The organism is Plantactinospora sp. KLBMP9567 (genome assembly GCF_033446045.1).
GTDB lineage: Bacteria > Actinomycetota > Actinomycetes > Mycobacteriales > Micromonosporaceae > Plantactinospora.
This window is the reverse complement of the sequence record NZ_JAWQRR010000041.1, coordinates 45,564-62,778: the sequence shown is the minus strand read 5'-3', so window position 1 is coordinate 62,778 and position 17,215 is coordinate 45,564. Positions and strand designations below refer to the sequence as shown.

At 72.5% G+C, this 17,215-nt stretch carries 18 protein-coding genes; 10 read left to right on the top strand and 8 right to left on the bottom strand.

Features of this window, described 5'->3' with window-relative positions; genetic code table 11:
• Positions 1 to 237: 237 nt before the first annotated feature.
• Positions 238 to 498: an ankyrin repeat domain-containing protein gene (locus R6Y94_RS30580; RefSeq protein ID WP_318399323.1), complete on the top strand. Its 261-nt coding sequence runs from the start codon at positions 238 to 240 to the stop codon at positions 496 to 498.
• Here R6Y94_RS30580 and R6Y94_RS30575 read toward each other — a convergent pair.
• A complete protein-coding gene (locus tag R6Y94_RS30575; RefSeq protein WP_318399322.1) occupies positions 458 to 1,144 on the bottom strand; it encodes a hypothetical protein in 687 nt (228 codons plus the stop codon). The two genes, R6Y94_RS30580 and R6Y94_RS30575, sit on opposite strands and share 41 nt — an antisense overlap.
• Entirely contained in the window at positions 1,141 to 1,878 is a 738-nt protein-coding gene (locus R6Y94_RS30570; protein WP_318399321.1) for a hypothetical protein, read from the bottom strand. The genes R6Y94_RS30575 and R6Y94_RS30570 overlap by 4 nt, the downstream gene beginning before the upstream one ends.
• A 54-nt stretch (positions 1,879 to 1,932) precedes the next feature.
• Here R6Y94_RS30570 and R6Y94_RS30565 point away from each other — a divergent pair, with 54 nt between their 5' ends.
• The 4 genes from R6Y94_RS30565 (at position 1,933) to R6Y94_RS30550 (ending at position 7,267) form a co-directional block, all read left to right on the top strand.
• A complete protein-coding gene (locus R6Y94_RS30565) occupies positions 1,933 to 2,145 on the top strand; it encodes a hypothetical protein (protein ID WP_318399320.1) in 213 nt (70 codons plus the stop codon).
• A gap of 316 nt (positions 2,146 to 2,461) precedes the next feature.
• Positions 2,462 to 5,266: an aconitate hydratase gene (locus R6Y94_RS30560; protein WP_318399319.1), complete on the top strand. Its 2,805-nt coding sequence runs from the start codon at positions 2,462 to 2,464 to the stop codon at positions 5,264 to 5,266.
• 141 nt (positions 5,267 to 5,407) lie between these two features.
• The gene (locus R6Y94_RS30555; protein WP_318399318.1) at positions 5,408 to 6,319 is read left to right on the top strand and encodes an NADP-dependent oxidoreductase; all 912 of its coding nucleotides are present in this window, start codon (positions 5,408 to 5,410) and stop codon (positions 6,317 to 6,319) included.
• Between the two features lie 165 nt (positions 6,320 to 6,484).
• On the top strand, positions 6,485 to 7,267 hold the full coding sequence (locus R6Y94_RS30550; protein ID WP_318399317.1) for a TIGR03089 family protein: 783 nt from the start codon (positions 6,485 to 6,487) through the stop codon (positions 7,265 to 7,267).
• A 16-nt stretch (positions 7,268 to 7,283) separates the two neighbouring features.
• On the opposite strand, the gene R6Y94_RS30545 is transcribed toward R6Y94_RS30550, so the two are convergent.
• From R6Y94_RS30545 to R6Y94_RS30535, 3 genes are all read right to left on the bottom strand, one after another.
• Positions 7,284 to 8,240 (bottom strand): nucleoside-diphosphate kinase, encoded by a 957-nt coding sequence (locus tag R6Y94_RS30545; RefSeq protein ID WP_318399316.1) that lies wholly within the window; start codon positions 8,238 to 8,240, stop codon positions 7,284 to 7,286.
• A gap of 6 nt (positions 8,241 to 8,246) precedes the next feature.
• Complete coding sequence (locus tag R6Y94_RS30540; protein WP_318399315.1) at positions 8,247 to 8,891, bottom strand: hypothetical protein; 645 nt, start codon at positions 8,889 to 8,891, stop codon at positions 8,247 to 8,249.
• Positions 8,892 to 9,198: 307 nt separating this feature from the next.
• Positions 9,199 to 10,329 carry a pectate lyase gene (locus tag R6Y94_RS30535; RefSeq protein ID WP_318399314.1) on the bottom strand — a complete coding sequence of 377 codons (1,131 nt, stop codon included), beginning with the start codon at positions 10,327 to 10,329 and terminating at the stop codon, positions 9,199 to 9,201.
• A 351-nt stretch (positions 10,330 to 10,680) separates the two neighbouring features.
• Here R6Y94_RS30535 and R6Y94_RS30530 point away from each other — a divergent pair, with 351 nt between their 5' ends.
• Positions 10,681 to 10,926: a DUF2630 family protein gene (locus R6Y94_RS30530; protein ID WP_318399313.1), complete on the top strand. Its 246-nt coding sequence runs from the start codon at positions 10,681 to 10,683 to the stop codon at positions 10,924 to 10,926.
• Between the two features lie 4 nt (positions 10,927 to 10,930).
• On the opposite strand, the gene R6Y94_RS30525 is transcribed toward R6Y94_RS30530, so the two are convergent.
• From R6Y94_RS30525 to R6Y94_RS30515, 3 genes are all read right to left on the bottom strand, one after another.
• Entirely contained in the window at positions 10,931 to 11,881 is a 951-nt protein-coding gene (locus R6Y94_RS30525) for a serine protein kinase RIO (RefSeq protein ID WP_318399312.1), read from the bottom strand.
• Positions 11,882 to 12,186: 305 nt separating this feature from the next.
• Positions 12,187 to 12,831 (bottom strand): HAD family hydrolase, encoded by a 645-nt coding sequence (locus R6Y94_RS30520; RefSeq protein ID WP_318399311.1) that lies wholly within the window; start codon positions 12,829 to 12,831, stop codon positions 12,187 to 12,189.
• An 83-nt stretch (positions 12,832 to 12,914) separates the two neighbouring features.
• Positions 12,915 to 13,781 (bottom strand): carbon-nitrogen hydrolase family protein, encoded by an 867-nt coding sequence (locus tag R6Y94_RS30515; protein WP_318399310.1) that lies wholly within the window; start codon positions 13,779 to 13,781, stop codon positions 12,915 to 12,917.
• 72 nt (positions 13,782 to 13,853) lie between these two features.
• Here R6Y94_RS30515 and R6Y94_RS30510 point away from each other — a divergent pair, with 72 nt between their 5' ends.
• The 4 genes from R6Y94_RS30510 (at position 13,854) to R6Y94_RS30495 (ending at position 17,212) form a co-directional block, all read left to right on the top strand.
• Positions 13,854 to 14,651, top strand: coding sequence for a thioesterase family protein (locus R6Y94_RS30510; protein WP_318399309.1), 798 nt, complete (start codon positions 13,854 to 13,856; stop codon positions 14,649 to 14,651).
• An 84-nt stretch (positions 14,652 to 14,735) separates the two neighbouring features.
• The gene (locus R6Y94_RS30505; RefSeq protein ID WP_318399308.1) at positions 14,736 to 15,314 is read left to right on the top strand and encodes a helix-turn-helix domain-containing protein; all 579 of its coding nucleotides are present in this window, start codon (positions 14,736 to 14,738) and stop codon (positions 15,312 to 15,314) included.
• A 120-nt stretch (positions 15,315 to 15,434) separates the two neighbouring features.
• A complete protein-coding gene (locus R6Y94_RS30500) occupies positions 15,435 to 16,373 on the top strand; it encodes a TIGR04222 domain-containing membrane protein (protein ID WP_318399307.1) in 939 nt (312 codons plus the stop codon).
• Positions 16,361 to 17,212, top strand: coding sequence for a DUF692 domain-containing protein (locus tag R6Y94_RS30495; protein WP_412102922.1), 852 nt, complete (start codon positions 16,361 to 16,363; stop codon positions 17,210 to 17,212). The genes R6Y94_RS30500 and R6Y94_RS30495 overlap by 13 nt, the downstream gene beginning before the upstream one ends.
• The last annotated feature ends 3 nt before the right edge of the window (positions 17,213 to 17,215 follow it).

The following is a 17,215-nucleotide window of genomic DNA, read 5'->3' as shown; positions in this document are numbered from 1 at the left end:
CCCAGCTCGACAGTCTGCGCAGCGACCACTCCCCCGTCACCCATCCGGGCCACTCCGGCCCCGGGCTCGTCCCGGCCCCGGGCTCGTCCCGACACCGCGCTCTCCCGACACCGCGCTCTCCCGACACCGCGCTCGTCCCGGCGCCGCGCTCGGTCCGACACCGCGCTATCGGCGGAATCGACGGTGGGCGCGCGAAATCCGGCGGCACCGGCTGGCCGGCGCTCCTACCCTGGCCCGGTGCGGAGACGACAGTGGACGAAGCTCGGGGCACGACGACGCAAGAAACTCGGCAAGCGGCTGGCGGCGGCGGTGCTCCGGGACGACGTGCCGCAGGTGGTGGCCCTGCTGGCGTACGGCGCCGACCCGGACCGCCGGGAGGACTCCGGCACCGGCGCCACACCGCTGGACCGGGCGGTACACGCTGGCCACCGGGAGACCGCCGAACTGCTCCGGGCGACTACTGGATCTCGCAGGCCCGACCGTTCACCGTGCAGCTGATCGGCCGCTCGCCGTCGCCCCAGCGCTCGAACTGGAACCGCAGCGGATCGGAACGTCCACTGGAGAGCGGCGCCCCGCTCCGGAAGATCCACCGCCCGTCGTCGCGGTCCACCGACGGCCGGGGCGCACCCTCGACCCAGAAGCCCCGCAGGTCGTCGACCTCGTCGCGGAACCGCAGCTCCACGGTCCAGGACTGCGCCGAGCCGGCCTCGTTCCGGACCAGCACCTCGGCGATGAACGAGTCGCGGTAGTCGGCGAGTACCCGATAGCGGCCGGTCAGCGGCTCGGGCGACCTCGGCGCGGAGGTCGTCGGCCGGGCCTGCGTCGGTGTGGTACGCGGCGGCGCGGCCCGGGACGCCGCCGGCTTGCCGCCGTTGGGCTTGGTCGAGGTCGGCGTCGGGCTCGGCGAACCGGCCGGGGGCGAACCGCCCGGACTCGCCGGGTCGGTGGCGGACGCCCCCGGTGCCGGGGTCGAGCCCGGGGCGAACGGCCAGGCCGGATCGGGTGCGCCGGAGGTGCGCCGGTCGCCGGGGAAGAGTCCGCTGGCGAACGCGAAGAGCACGATCATGACCAGGACGCCGGCCAGCACGACGATCCACGGCGCCGCCGCCAGCAACCGCGGCCGGGTCGGTTCGGGTGCGCTCACCGAGCCGGGATCCGCACCGAGATCTCGTTGCCGAGCCGCCGTCCGGCGGAGAGTTCGAGGTCGTCGCCGCTCCAGAACCGCCCGGGGTCGTACCAGTTCGGCCGGCGCCCGGCCGGGAGCAGCCCCATCGCCTGGTAGGTCGCCGCGACCACCTCGGCGCAGTACGCCGTCTCCAGTGAACCTTTCTCAACCTCCCCTTGCGGTCCGTCGGCGCGCGAGGTCGGACGCGGTGTGTGAGCGCCGCGCGGTTCAGGTTGGAAAAGGTTCAGTGTGCTGTCGCTCGGTCGGCGGCGCACGGCGGGCGCCCGGCCACGCAGCCACCGCCAGGCGAGCTGGGCGGTGGACGGGAACGGCGTTCCGTCCAGGCGGGCGATGGTACGCAGCACCCCGTTCTCCATCTCGTCGTCGGCCGGCGGTTCGAGTTGCCGCAGCCAGGCGCGCTGACCGTACCGGACCCCCCAGATCCGGACCGCGTCGCGCAGGTCGTGCAGTTGCACGCCCCGGTGATGGTTGCCCGACCACATGTCGGGCAACGACCGGCCGAGTTCGGCGTGCCACATTAACGGCGGCAGGTCCTCGATGACCACAGACATTCCGACATGGTTCACCGGACTGTTCGTGGTGAACTGGATCGCCCGATCCGGCACGCTGCGCCCCCGGAAGACCCAGACGTCGCCGGTACGGGTCAGCTCGACCGCCTCGTCGAGGCTGAGTTCGCTGCGCTCCTCGGCCATCGCTCCCACCTCGGTCCGCCCGTCCGCCCCGGGCCTGCCGACTACCCTAGGCGGATGCGCTGGTGGAAGGTAATCGGTGTGGCGAGCGTCGTCGGGGTGGCCGCCACCGGGGTGGTGCTGGCCCGGGCCGAGCGACGCCGCCGGGCGTACACCCCGGAACAGATCCGCGACCGGTTACGGGAACGGCACGCCGAGGCGGTCGGTGATGCAACTTCCACCGACAGTCGCCCGACCGACGGCCCGGACAAATCCGCAACCTTGCAGTAAGTACGGCGTACCGGGGAACTGGCCGACCGGGTCGGCGTCGACACCTCGCCGCCCATCCGCTCGCTGGCCAGCGAGCTTCGGCGCGGTCGAGCCCTGCCCCGAGGCCTCGGCGTCCCGGAATCCGGACAGACTTGCGTTTATAGCAAGACGGACGTACGGTTTTGTTAAATCGAACGAAGGTCGGTAAGCATTACCTGAGCCCGGTGCCCAGGTAATGGGTAGGAAAGACTCGGTACTACGCCCGGTCGCCCGCCGGCCGGGAGGCCGGCCGGACCCGCCCCCGGAGACCGACGGCACGGGCCGGGACGAAGACAGCGTGAAGGAGTACGACGTGGCGAGCCTCGACACCTTCGGTGCGAAGAGCCAGCTGCGCGTCGCAGACGCGAGCTACGAGATTTTCAAGATCAATACGGTACCCGGGCACGAGCGCCTGCCGTACAGCCTGAAGATCCTGCTGGAGAACCTGCTCCGCACCGAGGACGGCGCGAACATCACCGCCGAGCACATCCGGCAGCTCGGCGACTGGGACCCCACCGCCGACCCCAGCGTGGAGATCCAGTTCACCCCGGCCCGGGTGCTGATGCAGGACTTCACCGGCGTGCCCTGCGTGGTCGACCTGGCCACCATGCGGGAGGCGGTGCGCGAGCTGGGCGGCGACCCGACCAAGGTCAACCCGCTCGCACCGGCCGAGCTGGTGATCGACCACTCGGTGATCGCCGACCTCTTCGGCCGGCAGGACGCCTTCGCCCGCAACGTCGAGCTGGAGTACGGCCGCAACAAGGAGCGCTACCAGTTCCTCCGCTGGGGCCAGACCGCGTTCAACGAGTTCAAGGTCGTACCGCCCGGCACCGGCATCGTGCACCAGGTCAACATCGAGTACCTCGCCCGGACGGTGATGGAGCGCGACGGCCAGGCGTACCCGGACACGGTGGTCGGCACCGACTCGCACACCACCATGGTCAACGGGCTCGGCGTGCTCGGCTGGGGCGTCGGCGGCATCGAGGCCGAGGCCGCGATGCTCGGCCAGCCCGTCAGCATGCTCATCCCCCGGGTGGTCGGCTTCAAGCTGCACGGCGAGGCGCCGGCCGGCACCACCGCCACCGACCTGGTGCTGACCATCACCGAGATGCTGCGCAAGCACGGCGTGGTCGGCAAGTTCGTCGAGTTCTACGGCCCCGGCGTCAGCGCGGTGCCGCTGGCCAACCGGGCCACCATCGGCAACATGTCCCCGGAGTACGGCTCCACGGTGGCGATCTTCCCGATCGACGCCGAGACGATCCGGTACCTCCAGCTCACCGGCCGCCCCGAACAGCAGGTCGCGCTCGTCGAGGCGTACGCCAAGGAACAGGGCCTCTGGCACGACCCGGCCGCCGAGCCCGACTACAGCGAGCGGCTCGAACTCGACCTTTCCACCATCGAGCCGTCGCTGGCCGGCCCGAAGCGCCCGCAGGACCGGGTGCCGCTGGGCAACGCCAAGACGCTGTTCCGGTCCGCGCTGATCGACTACGTCGGCGACGGCAGCGTCGGCGCGCACGGCCACGCCGACGAGGCCAGCGAGGAGTCGTTCCCGGCCAGCGACCCGCCGGCCAACGCCGTCAACGACCCGGCCGACGCGCCGCGCGAGCTGGTCTCGGCCGCCACCGGGGCGAAGGGCCGGGCCAGCAACCCGATCCGGGTCACCGGCGACGACGGCGTGGAATACGAGCTGGACCACGGCGCGGTGGTGATCGCCGCGATCACCTCCTGCACCAACACCTCCAACCCGCAGGTGATGATCGGCGCCGCGCTGCTGGCCCGGAACGCCGTCGACCGGGGGCTGTCCCGCAAGCCGTGGGTGAAGACCACCCTGGCCCCGGGCTCCAAGGTAGTGATGGACTACTACGAGCGGGCCGGCCTCACCCCCTACCTGGAGAAGCTCGGCTTCCACCTGGTGGGCTACGGCTGCACCACCTGCATCGGCAACTCCGGCCCGCTGCCCGAGGAGGTCTCGGCGGCGGTCAACTCGCACGACCTGTCGGTGGTCTCGGTGCTGTCCGGCAACCGGAACTTCGAGGGCCGGATCAACCCGGACGTCAAGATGAACTACCTGGCGTCCCCGCCGCTGGTGGTGGCGTACGCGCTGGCCGGCACGATGGACATCGACCTGGCCAACGAGCCGATCGACACCGGCGCCGACGGGCAGCCGGTCTACCTACGGGACATCTGGCCCGGCGCCGCCGAGATCGACGAGGTCATCGCGAACGCGCTGCGCAGCGAGATGTTCACCAAGGACTACGCCGACGTCTTCGCCGGGGACGAGCAGTGGCGCTCGCTGCCCACCCCGGAGGGCGACACCTTCGCCTGGGCCGGCGAGTCGACGTACGTGCGCAAGCCCCCGTACTTCGAGGGAATGGACCGGGAACCGACCGCGGTCGGAGACATCTCCGGCGCACGGGTGCTGGCCAAGCTCGGTGACTCGGTCACCACCGACCACATCTCGCCGGCCGGCTCGATCAAGCCCGACTCCCCCGCCGGCAAATATCTGGCGGACCACGGCGTACCCCGGCACGAGTTCAACTCGTACGGGTCGCGGCGGGGCAACCACGAGGTGATGATCCGGGGCACCTTCGCCAACATCCGGCTGCGCAACCAGCTCGTGCCGGGTGTCGAGGGCGGTTTCACGGTCAACCACCTGACCGGCGAGCAGACCTCCATCTACGACGCCTCGGTGGCGTACCAGTCCGCCGGCATCCCGCTGGTGATCCTGGCCGGTACGGAGTACGGCTCCGGCTCGTCCCGGGACTGGGCGGCCAAGGGCACCATGCTGCTCGGCGTGCGGGCGGTGATCGCCCAGTCGTACGAGCGGATCCACCGGTCGAACCTGATCGGGATGGGCGTACTGCCGTTGCAGTACCCGGCCGACACCGACGCGGCCTCGCTCGGGCTGACCGGCACCGAGACGTTCTCGATCAGCGGGGTGACCGCGCTGAACGAGGGCCGGATCCCGGGTACCGTCCGGGTGACCACGGACACCGGTGTCGAGTTCGACGCGGTGGTCCGGATCGACACCCCGGGCGAGGCCGACTACTACCGGCACGGCGGCATCCTGCGGTACGTGCTGCGCAAGATGCTGGCCGCCTGAGTCGACCCACCAGCTCCGCGAGACCGGGCCGGTCACCTTCGTTCGAGGGTGGCCGGCCCGGCCCGTGTCCGGCGACTTGACCTCAATCGAGGTTGAGGGCACAGACTCGGCCCGTCGACACGACGACGGGGAGGATGTCTGATGCGAGCGGCGGGTTTCACCGAGTACGGCGGTCCGGAGGTGCTCCGGCTGCTGGAGCTGCCCATTCCGGTGCCGGGCCCCGGCCAGGTACGGATCCGGGTGAAGGCGGCCGGCGTCCAGCCGTACGACTGCGCGGTCCGGGCCGGCTGGACGCCGCCGGGGGTGACGGGCGGCCTGCCGAGGGTGCCCGGAAACGAGTTCGCCGGCATCGTCGACCAGCTCGGGCCGGACGTCACCGATGTCGGGCTCGGTGCCGAGGTGCTGGGCTTCGGACAGCTCAACTGCTATGCCGAATACCTGGTGATCCCGGCCGACCAGATCACGGCCAAGCCGCCGGGCATGCCCTGGGAGGTGGCCGGTGGCTTCACCGCCGGGGCGCAGACCGCGCACATCGCCCTCGGCGAGTTGGGCCTCGCCCGCGGCGAGACACTGCTGGTGCACGCCGCCGCCGGTGCGGTCGGCACGGTGGCGGTGCAGCTCGGCGTGGCGGCCGGCGTGACAGTGCTTGGCACCGCCAGCCCGGGCAACCACGACTACCTGCGGTCACTCGGCGCGACCCCGGTGGCGTACGGGCCGGGCCTGGCCGACCGGATCCGCGCGCTCGCGCCGAACGGGGTGGACGCGGCGCTGGACGGGGCCGGCGGCGACGCGCTGCGGGTCAGCCTGGAGCTGGTGCCGGACCGGACTCGGATCGTCACCCTGGTCGAGCACGACCGGGCCGAGGAACTCGGCGTCCGGCTCAGCCGCAACCTCCGGTCGGCGCGCCGGCTGGCCGAACTCGTCGACCGGCACACCCGGGGCGAGTTGCGGATCCACGTCCGCCGGACGCTGCCGCTGGAGCATGCCGCCGAGGCGCACCGCGAGGTCGAGACCGGCCACGGCCGGGGCAAGTTGGTGCTCAGCATCGACTGAATCCGCTCACCCTGCACAGCGCGGCGCATCCGCCCACGGCCGCGACGGACCACACCGGGAGGCTGGCGGGGCTTCCTGGGCGGGGCGCCCGGACCGGTATGGTCGGTACGGCGCCGGCCGGCTCCGGCGCGCGCCACCAGCGGAAACCACGGGCAGGGGGACTCCGTGCGGCAGAGTTCGGCCCGGGTGGGCGGGGTATCGGCGCCCTTCGCGTCCGCGCTGGCGACGGATCCGGTCCGGCCGTTGCTCACCTACTACGACGACGCGACCGGGGAACGCACCGAACTGACCGCCGAGGCGCTGGCCGAGTGGGTGGCCCGGACGGCGAACCTGCTGGTCCACGGCTGCGGGCTGGGCATCGGTGCCCGGGCCGCGGTGCTGTTGCCGCCGCACTGGCAGACCGCCGCCGTACTGCTCGGCACCTGGTCCGCCGGGGTGTCGGTGAGCTTCCACGGCACCGCCACCGCCGGGCTGCCCCGGCTCGGTCCGGGCGTCGAGGAGCCGTTCGACGTCACGTACGCCGCGCTGGGCCGGATCGACGACTGGCTCGACCACGTACCCGAGGCGGCGCACCGCTTCGTGCTCGGCTTCGCCCCGGACGCCGCCCCGCTGGGCGAGCCGCCGGCCGGCTACCGGGACTATCTCACCGAGGTACGCCGGCACGACCCCAACCTGCGGCCGTACGTGCCGCTGCACCCGGGCGACCCGGCCAGTGTGGACGGCACAAGCTACGCCGACTGGGGCCGGCTGGCCCGGGGAATGGCGGACGAGGTCTTCGGGCTGCACCCCGGTGACCGGGTACTGGTCGACGCGGCCGCGCACGAGCACCCGGTGAAGTGGCTGCTGGCACCGCTGGCCGCCGGCGCCACGGTGGTGCTCTGCGCCAACCTCGACCCCACGATGGTGCAGCGGCGCAGCCGGGCCGAGCGGGTGACCCGGGTGCTCTGACCGTCCCGCCTCGGGTTCAGCCGGTGGTGGAGGTGTCCGGCAGCAGGCTGGTCGCACCGGGCACGTGCGGGTCGAGCAGGTGGGTGGCGAGCACGATCCGCTGCCACCTGCTGACCGGTACCCCGCTCGACTCGGCCAGCCGCACGACCGTACGCCAGTCCCGGGAGCAGCGGGCCCGGATCCGGCCGATCAGCGACACCAGTTCCCCGGCCGCCGTGTCCGCGCCGTCCCGCCGGCGTGCCTCGGCCACGTCGGCCAGCTCGCCGAGGGTCCGGTCCAGTTGGAGATCCACCTCCGGAGTGGCCGCCTCCAGCCGGTCGGCCAGGGCGAACGCCTCCGACCGGCCGTCCGGGGACGGACCCGCCGCCCCGCCGAGCGTGCGCCGGTAGAGACCGGCCCGGGTCTCGTGGTTGCAGAGCACGGCCAGCTCCCGGAGCAGGTCGGCCGGCTCGTCGGCGGCGTGCACCAGGTTGAGCTGGTAGTTGAAGCTGCCGACGTCGTAGCGGAGCTGCCCGGGCCGGCAGCGCACCGGATCGGCCGGCCCCTTGGCGGTGCTGAGCACCAACGAGGCCGGCTCGGGACGGCCGGGCAGGGCGAGCAGCAGGAGCAGGCACTCGCACGCCGTGACGTAGAGGTCGGCGGCGTCCCGCCGGTCCCGGCTGGCGGCGTTGAGGCCGTACTGCCACAGCGCCCGTACGCCGTGCCGGTCGATGGTCACCGTCGCCGCCCAGACGATGCTGAAGCCGTACGCCAGCACCCAGCGCAGCACCGGGCCGAGCCGGCGGCTGACCACGGCGTCCGGCTTCAGCAGGAGCAGGGCGTGGTCGTGACAGAACTCCTCGATCCGGCCACCACCGACGGCGAGCAGGTCTTCGAAGCTCTCGCGGAAGTACGTGTCGACCGCGTAGAGGGACCGCTTCCGGGGAAGCGTCGACAGGAAGGCGGGGATCTCCTCGGCGCCGGGGGTGGCCATCGCGGGTCACTCACGCAGTTCCGCGGCTCGCCGTCCGACCTCTCCGGGGCTGAGCAGCTCACCGTCGAGCACCACGCCGACGAAGCCGTCCAGCGGGATGTGCTCGAAGACCGGCGCGCCGAGGCGGGCGAAGACCGGCGCGGGGACCAGCTTCAGCGCGGTGGTGACGATCAGGGTGGGCAGCGTCTCCGCCAGTTCCCGGGTACCCCGGATGTTGAGCACGGTGTCGGGCCCGATCGCGTCGGCGCCGGCCAGCGCGACCGCCGGCTCACCGGTACGCAGCGACTCCGGCAACTGGGCCAGGATCTGCTTGACGATCGAGCTGCTCGGCGCGTAGGTGACCGGGACACCCTGCTCGCCGACCCAGGTGACCGCCGCCTTCACGGTGTTCTCCACCGCGTGGTCCAGCTCGGCCCGGATCCGGCGGAGCGCCTCGGCCGGCTCGGCGGAACGTACCGCGTTGGCGATGTGCCACATCGGTGCGTAGCCGGGCAGCCGGGCCGTCAGGAACTCGGTCGCGTCGGCCGCCGCGGCGGGATCGTCGATCAGGTCGAGCAGACCCTGGATCACCAGCCGGGCCACTCCGGTGGCCCCGGCCGTGGTGACCGTGACAGCCTCGCGAAGCGGTGTCGGCAACGTAGCTTGGTCCATGATGTTCGGGCTCTTTCCGTTCCGGGTCTGGTCCCCTGAGGACAGGACTACCTCCCGGCATCGAGAATGCCCGATCTACAGGCATCCCGGCACCGAGTTTGGTAGTTCATATCAAACGGACACCCCGGTTGGAGCTGAATGCCCAAATAGCAGCGCCGGTCACCGCCCGGCGACACGCAGTGCCCCCGCGCGGCCGGGGCGGCGCGGGGGCACTGGCGGACGGCCGGGACCCACCTCCCGACCGTCCGCCCCGGCCGGCCACGAACTGACCGGTCAGTCAAGAGACCGGGTCAGCGCGGGGATCGGGTCAGCCGGAGATCCTTCCGGTACCGGCACCGGCCCGGACCGAGGCCGGCACCCCGGCCGGCGCGTCGAGCTGGTACCCGTAGTACGTGCGCGGCTCGACCACCGAACCCGCGGTCTCCGGTACGCCGGAGTTCACGAAGATGTTGTTCCGCTGTACCGCCCGCCCCGGTCCACTGTCGGCATAGCCGCTGGCCGAGTAGAGCGGGTACGGCACGTTCTCGAAGTAGTTCCCCTCGACCAGCACGCCGGCGTTCTCGGTGGAGGCGACGGCGTACAGCTCGTTGCCGAGGAAGTAGTTGTTGTAGACGTGCACCGGCTCGCCGAACCGGACCCGGGGGTGCCGCTGCCGGCTGTTGTCGAAGAAGTTGTGGTGGATGCTGACCTTGAGGTGCCCGACGTCGGTCGAGGCGGCCCCGTCGGAGTGGCTGATCAGCATGCTCTTGTCGGCGTGGTCGAAGTGGTTCCAGGAGACCGTCACGTAGTCGGCGCCCCGGACGATGTCGACCGAGCCGTCCACCGCGCCGGTGAACCGGTTGTGGTCGATCCAGATGTGGTGTGATTCCTGCCCCACGTTGACCGCGTCGTCCTCGGCGTCGGTGAAGCTGAGGTTCTGGACGATCACGTTGTACGACCGGTAGAAGTCCAGCCCGCCGCCGTTGATCGTGGCGTTCGACCCGACGCCGATGATCGTCTTGTTCGGCCGTACGCCCTGCTTGCTGCTGATCTGGATGGTTCCCTGTACCCGGATCACCAGCGGCCCGACCGTGTCGATGTACTCCAGGAAGTCGGTCGAGTTGGTGGCGGTGACCACCGCTCCACCGGCACCGCCGGTGGTGCCGTCCCGGCCGAGCGCGTTCACGCTGGCGAAGCCGTCCGCCGGGCCCGCCGGCACCGGCACGATCGGTCCGGAGATGCTGGCCGTCGACGAGGTGGCGGACGATCCGGGCGGGGCGGCCTCGACCGTGACGTCGCCGGTGTCGGTGCCGAGGATGGCGGCCTGTGCGGTACCGGGGCCGTGGCCGAGGGCGGCGGTCAGCGCGACGGCGAGCCCGACGGCGGCGGGTCGCCGCCAGCGTTTGCCGGCTGGTCTGCCCGGGGCGGTGGTGCCGGTACTGCTGCTCGGTGAGGTCACGGGTCTTCTGCCTTTCCGGTGGTGGCGGGGATACGCGGCGGTGTGGCGGTGTGCACGGAGCAGGCTCGACCGGCGCGGTGGGGTGCGGTTGCCGCGGGCAGCGCCACCGGGGGCGGCCCGTGCGGGTACGCCGGCCGGACGGAAGTCTCCGCACTTCGCAGGCGGTGGAAAGACGTGGGGACGGTGCTTCGGACAGAGTCGGAAAGCGCTTTCCTATCGCCACGATAGAAACCGAAGAGAACTATGTCAATGAATGCGTCCCGGCCGGGCCTGGCCGCGCCGGACCGCGTGCCACCCATCACCCGCGCGGATGGTGGGCGGCACGTTCGACGCTGTGCCAGGATCTTGGGCATGGACGACAGGACGATTCTGAGCCGGATCTCCGACCTGGTCGACGAGGAACACCGGCTCCGCAACCACGCCCAGCAGGTCGAGAACTCGACCGACGACGACCGGACCCGGCTGCGGGAGCTGGAGGAGTCGCTCGACCAGTGCTGGGACCTGCTCCGGCGGCGCCGGGCCGCCCGCCAGGCCGGCACCGATCCGGACACCACCGGAGCCCGCAGCGTGAACGAGGTCGAGAAATACCTCCAGTGAACTTCTAGCGCAGCCCCGCCTCCCGGAGCAGCTGCTCGGTCAGCACGCCCGGGTCGACCAGCTCGCCGGGGAGCCCCCGCGCCGCGAACCAGGCGGCCACCACCCGTACGTCCCGGGCCAGGAACTCCCGCCCGCTCGGGTTGGCGACCACGTCCACCACCTGCGGCAGGTCGATCAGCACCAGCCGGTCGCCGTGCACCAGCAGGTTGTACGGCGACAGGTCGCCGTGCGCCAACCCGGCCCGGGCCAGTACGACCAGCGCGTCGACGAGCTGGTCCCAGAGCCGGCACAGCGGCACCGGGTCGGGCCGGAGCTGGGCCAGCCGGGGCGCCGCCTCCCCCTGCACCGGATCGCCGACGAACTCGAGCATCAGCTCCGTCCCGATGAGCTGCACCGGGTACGGCACCGCGATGCTGCCCAGCTCCAACCCCACCTGCCAGAGCCGGGTCAGCGCGGCGAACTCGGCGGCAGCCCACTGGCCGGCGATCATCTGCCGGCCGAACGCGGTACGCCCCTCCATCGCCCGGTTCTCCCGGGACCGACGCACCCGGCGCCCCTCCAGATAGCCGGCGTCCCGGTGGAAGAGGCGGTGCTCGGGGTCGCGGTAGCGCTTGGCGGCGAGCAGGCAGCTCCGGTCGCTGCCCGGTACGGCCCGGCGGACCAGGTGTACGTCCGCCTCCTTACCGGTCTTCAGCACACCCAGCTCGGTGTCGATGGCGGCCAGCTCGGTGACCAGCCAGTCGGGATGCGGCTCCGGCCCGTGCACAGCCTGGTCCCAGGTCGACCAGCGGTCACCGACGTCCGGTGTGTCGGTGTCGGTGTTGGTGTCGAACCCGGCCGTCGTGACGTGCCGGTTCCGTTTCAGGAAGCGCGGCTCGTCGTCGTCGAACCGGCGGGTGGTGCGGCCGCCACGGGAGCGGGGCGAACCGGAATAGTCGTCATAATCGCGTGGCACTGGAGGAATCCTCTGGTCGAGTCGGAAGAGAACAGGCGAGAGCGCAGCACAACGACAGCCACTGTCACCCCTCCTTCCACTCGGCCGGGCAGTGCCCGGAATGCGATACGACCCGGAGAGACCAGGCAGGGTCCTCCGACGCGCAATGTTCGCCGGTCCGGCGAACGGTGGTCAACCGATTTACCGCCGCGCGGCCGGGCTCGGCCCTCCTGGTGGCCGCCACGATCGCCGGCACGGTGTCGGAGTGTTCACCCAACGTCGACATCGGACGGCGGGCGGGGGCGGGCGGCGGGGGCGGATCGGAATCAGGCGGCGAGCACCGTGGCGACGGCGGCGATCAGCCCGTCCACGGTCTTGGTCGGTGCGTACCGGCGCTCCATCCAGCGGCGGCCCCGGTGCAGCCAGACGCTGGGCAGCCCGACCGCAGCGGCTCCGCCGATATCGGCCTCCGGGCTGTCCCCGACCATCCAGGCACCGCGCAGCCGCATCCGGACCCGTTCGGCGGCGAGCGCGAAGATCCTGGGATTCGGCTTGCTGACCCCGACCTCCTCGGAGATCACCCAGTCCGCCAGATAGCGGTCCAGGCCGGTACGCCTGATCTTCATCTCCTGGAGCCGCTCGGTGCCGTTGGTGACCGCCACCGGCACCCAGCCGGCAGCGTCGGCGATCCGCAGCGCGCAGGCGACCAACGGATCGAGCCGGGTGTATTCCACCACTCCCTCGTGCAGCGCCTCGACAAGGTCGATGGAGGGGATCCGGAGGCGGTACCTGTCGCGGATCGCGTCGGCCACGTCCCAGCGGTTGGTCAGGCCGTCGGCGTCCACCGAGAGCAGCCAGTCGATGTCGCTCTCGGGCGCTCCGATCTCGGCCAGGAAACTCTGCGCCCAGGTCTGGAACGGGCCCGCCCGGTCCAGCAGAGTGTTGTCCAGATCGAGGAGCAACAGCGGCACTTGCGCACAGTACGGGACGCACCCGGTCGGACAACAGTCCCAGCATGTAAACAACCCGGGTTGGCCAAGCTGACAACAGGCGGTCAACCGGTCAACAGGGTCCGTACCCCGCCCTGCCCGGGCAGCCGGTCGGCGAGCATCCGGTGCGCGTCGCGTACCCGGTGCAGTTCGGCCGGGTCGAACCGCGCCACGACGACGGCGGCACCGGAGTCCGCGGCCCGGCGCAGCACCCGGCCCTCGGGGTCGTAGACCGCCGCGCCGCCGTTGAACCGCCACGGCGCCGCGCCACCGACCGCGTTGGCGAAGACCACGTACATGGTGTTGTCCAGCGCGCGGGCCCGGTAGTAGAGGTCACGCCGGTGTTCGGAGCCGACCAGGTAACCGCTCGGGCAGAGATAGCCGTGCGCCCCGTCGGCCGCCGCCGCACGGCCGTGCTCGGGGAAACAGCCGTCGTAGCAGACCCCGAGACCGAGCCGCCAACCGTCGACCAGCAGGGTCGCACCGCACCGCCCGGGCGTGAAAAGCGCGTTCTCGTCCGGGCCCCAGAGGTGCTGCTTGGCGTATCCGGCGCTGACCCGGCCCGCGCCGTCCACCACCAGCGCCGAGCAGGTCCGCCGGCCGTCCGGGTGCCGGACCGCCGCGCCGACCACTACCACCACCCGGCGGTCCCGGGCGACCGCGCGCAGCGGATCGAGCCGGGAGTCCGCCACCTGCCCGTCGTGGTCGGCGGCCACGTCGGTACCGGCCGGATCGCCGGCCAGGGTCGGCGGGTGGTACGCCGGCAGGAACAGCTCCGGAAGTACGACGACCCGGGCGCCGTCGTCGGCGGCCCGCCCGACCAGCCGGGCGGCGGAGCCGGCGTTCCCGGCCACGTTCCCGGGTTCCGCCTCGGCCTGGACCGCGGCGACGGGCAGTGCTGCGGCCGGCGGTCCGGCGGTGGTCTGCGTCACGGCCGCGATGATAGCCGGGCGCGGATCCCGCGCCGATCTTGCGAAACTGCCGCCGGCGAGGAAAATCGGCCCGTGCCCGACGCCTTCTTCCTGCCCACCGACGACCCCGAGCGGTACGTCGCCACCCCGGCCTCCGAGGGGCCGTGGAGCAGCGGCCTGCAACACGGCGGACCGCCGTGTGCGCTGCTGACCCGTGCCGTGGAACGGGCACCCAGCTCGCTGGACGGGCCGGCCCAGGTCACCCGGCTGACGGTGGAGTTCCTCGGCGGCGTGCCGGTGGCCGAGGTCGCCGTCCGGGCCACCGTTGCCCGGCCCGGACGCTCGGTCGAACTGGTCGAGGCCGAACTGCACGCCGCCGGACGGGTGGTGCTGCGGGCCCGGGTGTGGCGGATCCGGCGCGCCCCGGTCGACCTACCCGCCGGGGTGGTCACCGCTCCGGTACCACCACCGCCCCGGCCGGTGGAGCCGTCCGAATTCACCGAGCCGCGCTGGCAGATCGGCTACCTGCGGGCGGTCGACTGGCGGTTCGTCGACGGTCACTTCGAGCATCCCGGCCCGGCCTCGGCCTGGGCCCGGCAACGGATCCCGCTGGTGGCAGGGGAAGAGCCGAGCCCGCTGCAACGGGTCACCCTGCTCGCCGACTCCGGCAACGGACTGAGCCGGCTGCTGGACATGGAGCAGTGGTGGTTCATCAACACCGAACTGACCGTGCACCTGCACCGGCAGCCGGTCGACGAGTGGGTGCACGTACGGGCCGGCACGACCCTGGACGGGCACGGGTCCGGGCTGGCCGAGACGGTGCTCTCCGACGCCAGGGGCCCGCTGGGTCGGGGTGCCCAGGCCCTGATGGTCGGACGCCGCACCGGCTGAGCCGGCGCTCGGGGGCGCCGGGTGCGACAACCCAAGACGTACGTACGGATTGCATACCGGCTCGCTGCCTGGCACGATCGGATGGTGCCCAGGGTAAGTCAGGACCAGCTCGACGCCCGCCGTCAGGAGATCCTCGGCGCGGCACGGGCCTGCTTCGCCCGGCACGGCTACGAGGGTGCCACCGTGCGCCGGCTCGAAGAGGCGACCGGGCTCTCCCGGGGAGCGATCTTCCACCACTTCCGGGACAAGGACTCACTCTTCCTCGCGGTCGCCGAGGACGACGCCGCCGCCATGGTCGCCACGGTGGCCCGCAACGGTCTGGTGCAGGTCATGCGCGACCTGCTCGCCGGTGCCACCTCGCCGGACACCACCGGCTGGCTGGGCAGCCAACTCGAGGTGTCCCGGCGACTGCGCACCGACCCGGAGTTCGCGAAGCGCTGGGCGGAACGCTCGGCGAGCCTCGCCGAGGCCACCCGGGAGCGGCTGGCCCGGCAACGGGACGCCGGGGTGCTGCGCGACGACGTACCGATCGAGACGCTGGCCCGGTTCCTGGAGCTGGCCTACGACGGCCTGGTCTTGCAACTGGCAATGGCCCGGCCGGCCGGCGACCTCGGCCCGGTGCTGGACCTGGTCGAGGAGGCGGTCCGCCGGCCGGGCGGCTGAACGCGGCCGTCCCGGACAGCGCGGTCGGCCGGTGGCAGGTTAGCCGAACCGCGACCGAGCCGGCTGGCGTACCTGATCCACAATGGTGGCAGTCCGACCCCCCGTACGCGGAGGCACCCCATGGACGCGCTGACGGTGCAGGCCGAGACCTGGGACGTTCCCGGGCCGGTCTTCCTGACCCTCTACCTCACGATCGCCGGACTGGTCCTGCTCGGCACCCTGCTGCACCGGCTGGTCGGGTTCGCCGGGCGCCGCCCGCCCGGGGCGGAGCGACTGCACCCCGTCCAGCTCGCCTGGTTGTCCGGCGGTGACCGGCTGGCCGTGCACGCCACGCTCGGCGGGCTGCGCGCCGCCGGGGCGGTCGGCACGACCCCGCAGCACCGGCTGACGCAGACCGGGCCGTTGCCGATCCGGGCCACGCTGCTCGACGCCGCCATCCATCGGGCGGCCGCGCAGGGCATACGCGGACGGGCGCTCGACAATGAGCCCCGGGTCCGCGCGGCGCTCGCCGACCTCCGGGCCGACCTGGCTCGGAGCGGCCTGGCGCTGTCCCCGTCGGCCCGCCCGGTCGCCCGGATCGGCCCGGTACTGCTACTCGGGCTGGTGGCGGTCGGCCTGGCCCGGCTGGTCGCCGGTCTGGCCGGCGGCCAGCCGGTCGGCTACCTCGGGCTGAGCCTGCTGGTGCTCGCGCCCACCAGCGTGGTGCTGCTCTGCGCGGTCCCCCGCCGGACCCGGGCGGCGAACGCGCTGCTGCGCGACCTGCGCGGGCAGCACCAGCATCTCGCGCCCCGGCACTCGCCCGCCTACGCCACCTACGGCGCGGCCGGTGCGGCGTTGGGGATCGCCCTGTTCGGCACGGCCGCGCTGGTCGAGTTCGACCCGGCGTTCGCGGTCGAGGCGGAGGTGCAGCGTGCGATGAGCGGCTCGGCGGCCGGCGGCAGCGGATGGACGGCCGGCAGCACCGGCGACGGCTCCGGCGGCGACAGCTCCGGCGGCGGCGGTTCGGGGGGCGGCGGATGCGGCGGCGGATGCGGCGGATGCGGCGGATGCGGCGGATGACGACCGGGAACGGTGTGTCGGCGCCGGAGGCCGGATACGGGGTAGGGATCGGCTGGCGGCCCGAGATCGCCGGCTTCGTCGCGGAGCTGCCCGGCCTGCGGTTCGTCGAGGTGATCGCCGAGTCGATCCCCGCCGCCGGGCCACCGCCGGGCCTCGTCGAGCTACGCGACCGCGGTGTGACGGTGGTACCGCACGGGGTGCGGCTCTCCCTCGGCGGTGCCGACCCGGTCGAGCCGGCCCGGGTACGCCAGTTCGCCCGGGCCGCCGAGCTGCTGGACGCGCCGCTGGCCAGCGAGCACATCGCCTTCGTCCGGGCCGGTGGGATCGAGGCGGGGCACCTGCTGCCGTTGCCGCGTACCCGGGAAGCCGTCGACGCGGTGGTCGGCAACGTCGCCCGGGTACGGGCCGAGCTCTCCGTCCCGCTGGCCCTGGAGCCGATCGCCGCCATCTTCGACTGGCCGGACGACGAGCTGGACGAGGCGGATTTCCTCACCGAGATCCTCGACCGGACCGGCGCGCTACTGCTGCTGGACATCGCCAACGTCTACGCCAACGCCCGCAACCGGGGCACCGACCCGGCCGACCTGCTCGACCGGCTGCCGCTGGACCGGGTCGGCTACGTACACGTCGCGGGCGGGGCGGCCAGCGACGGGATCTACCACGACACGCACACCGACCCGGTGCCGCAGGAGGTACTCGACCTGGTCGCCGAGCTCTGCGGTCGGCACCGGCCGCCGGCGCTGCTGCTGGAACGCGACGGGCACTATCCACCGGCTGCCGCGCTGCGCGCCGAACTCGACGCGATCGCCACCGCCTCCGGCTACCCGACGGTGACCTGAGAT

Excerpts from the sequence above, each read along its gene's own strand:
- R6Y94_RS30570 (WP_318399321.1), bottom strand. The coding sequence starts at position 1,878 with ATGGCCGAGGAGCGCAGCGAACTCAGCCTCGACGAGGCGGTCGAGCTG.
- R6Y94_RS30565 (WP_318399320.1), top strand. The coding sequence starts at position 1,933 with ATGCGCTGGTGGAAGGTAATCGGTGTGGCGAGCGTCGTCGGGGTGGCC.
- R6Y94_RS30555 (WP_318399318.1), top strand. The coding sequence starts at position 5,408 with ATGCGAGCGGCGGGTTTCACCGAGTACGGCGGTCCGGAGGTGCTCCGG.
- R6Y94_RS30545 (WP_318399316.1), bottom strand. The coding sequence starts at position 8,240 with ATGGCCACCCCCGGCGCCGAGGAGATCCCCGCCTTCCTGTCGACGCTT.
- R6Y94_RS30540 (WP_318399315.1), bottom strand. The coding sequence starts at position 8,891 with ATGGACCAAGCTACGTTGCCGACACCGCTTCGCGAGGCTGTCACGGTC.
- R6Y94_RS30530 (WP_318399313.1), top strand. The coding sequence starts at position 10,681 with ATGGACGACAGGACGATTCTGAGCCGGATCTCCGACCTGGTCGACGAG.
- R6Y94_RS30500 (WP_318399307.1), top strand. The coding sequence starts at position 15,435 with ATGGACGCGCTGACGGTGCAGGCCGAGACCTGGGACGTTCCCGGGCCG.
- R6Y94_RS30495 (WP_412102922.1), top strand. The coding sequence starts at position 16,361 with ATGCGGCGGATGACGACCGGGAACGGTGTGTCGGCGCCGGAGGCCGGA.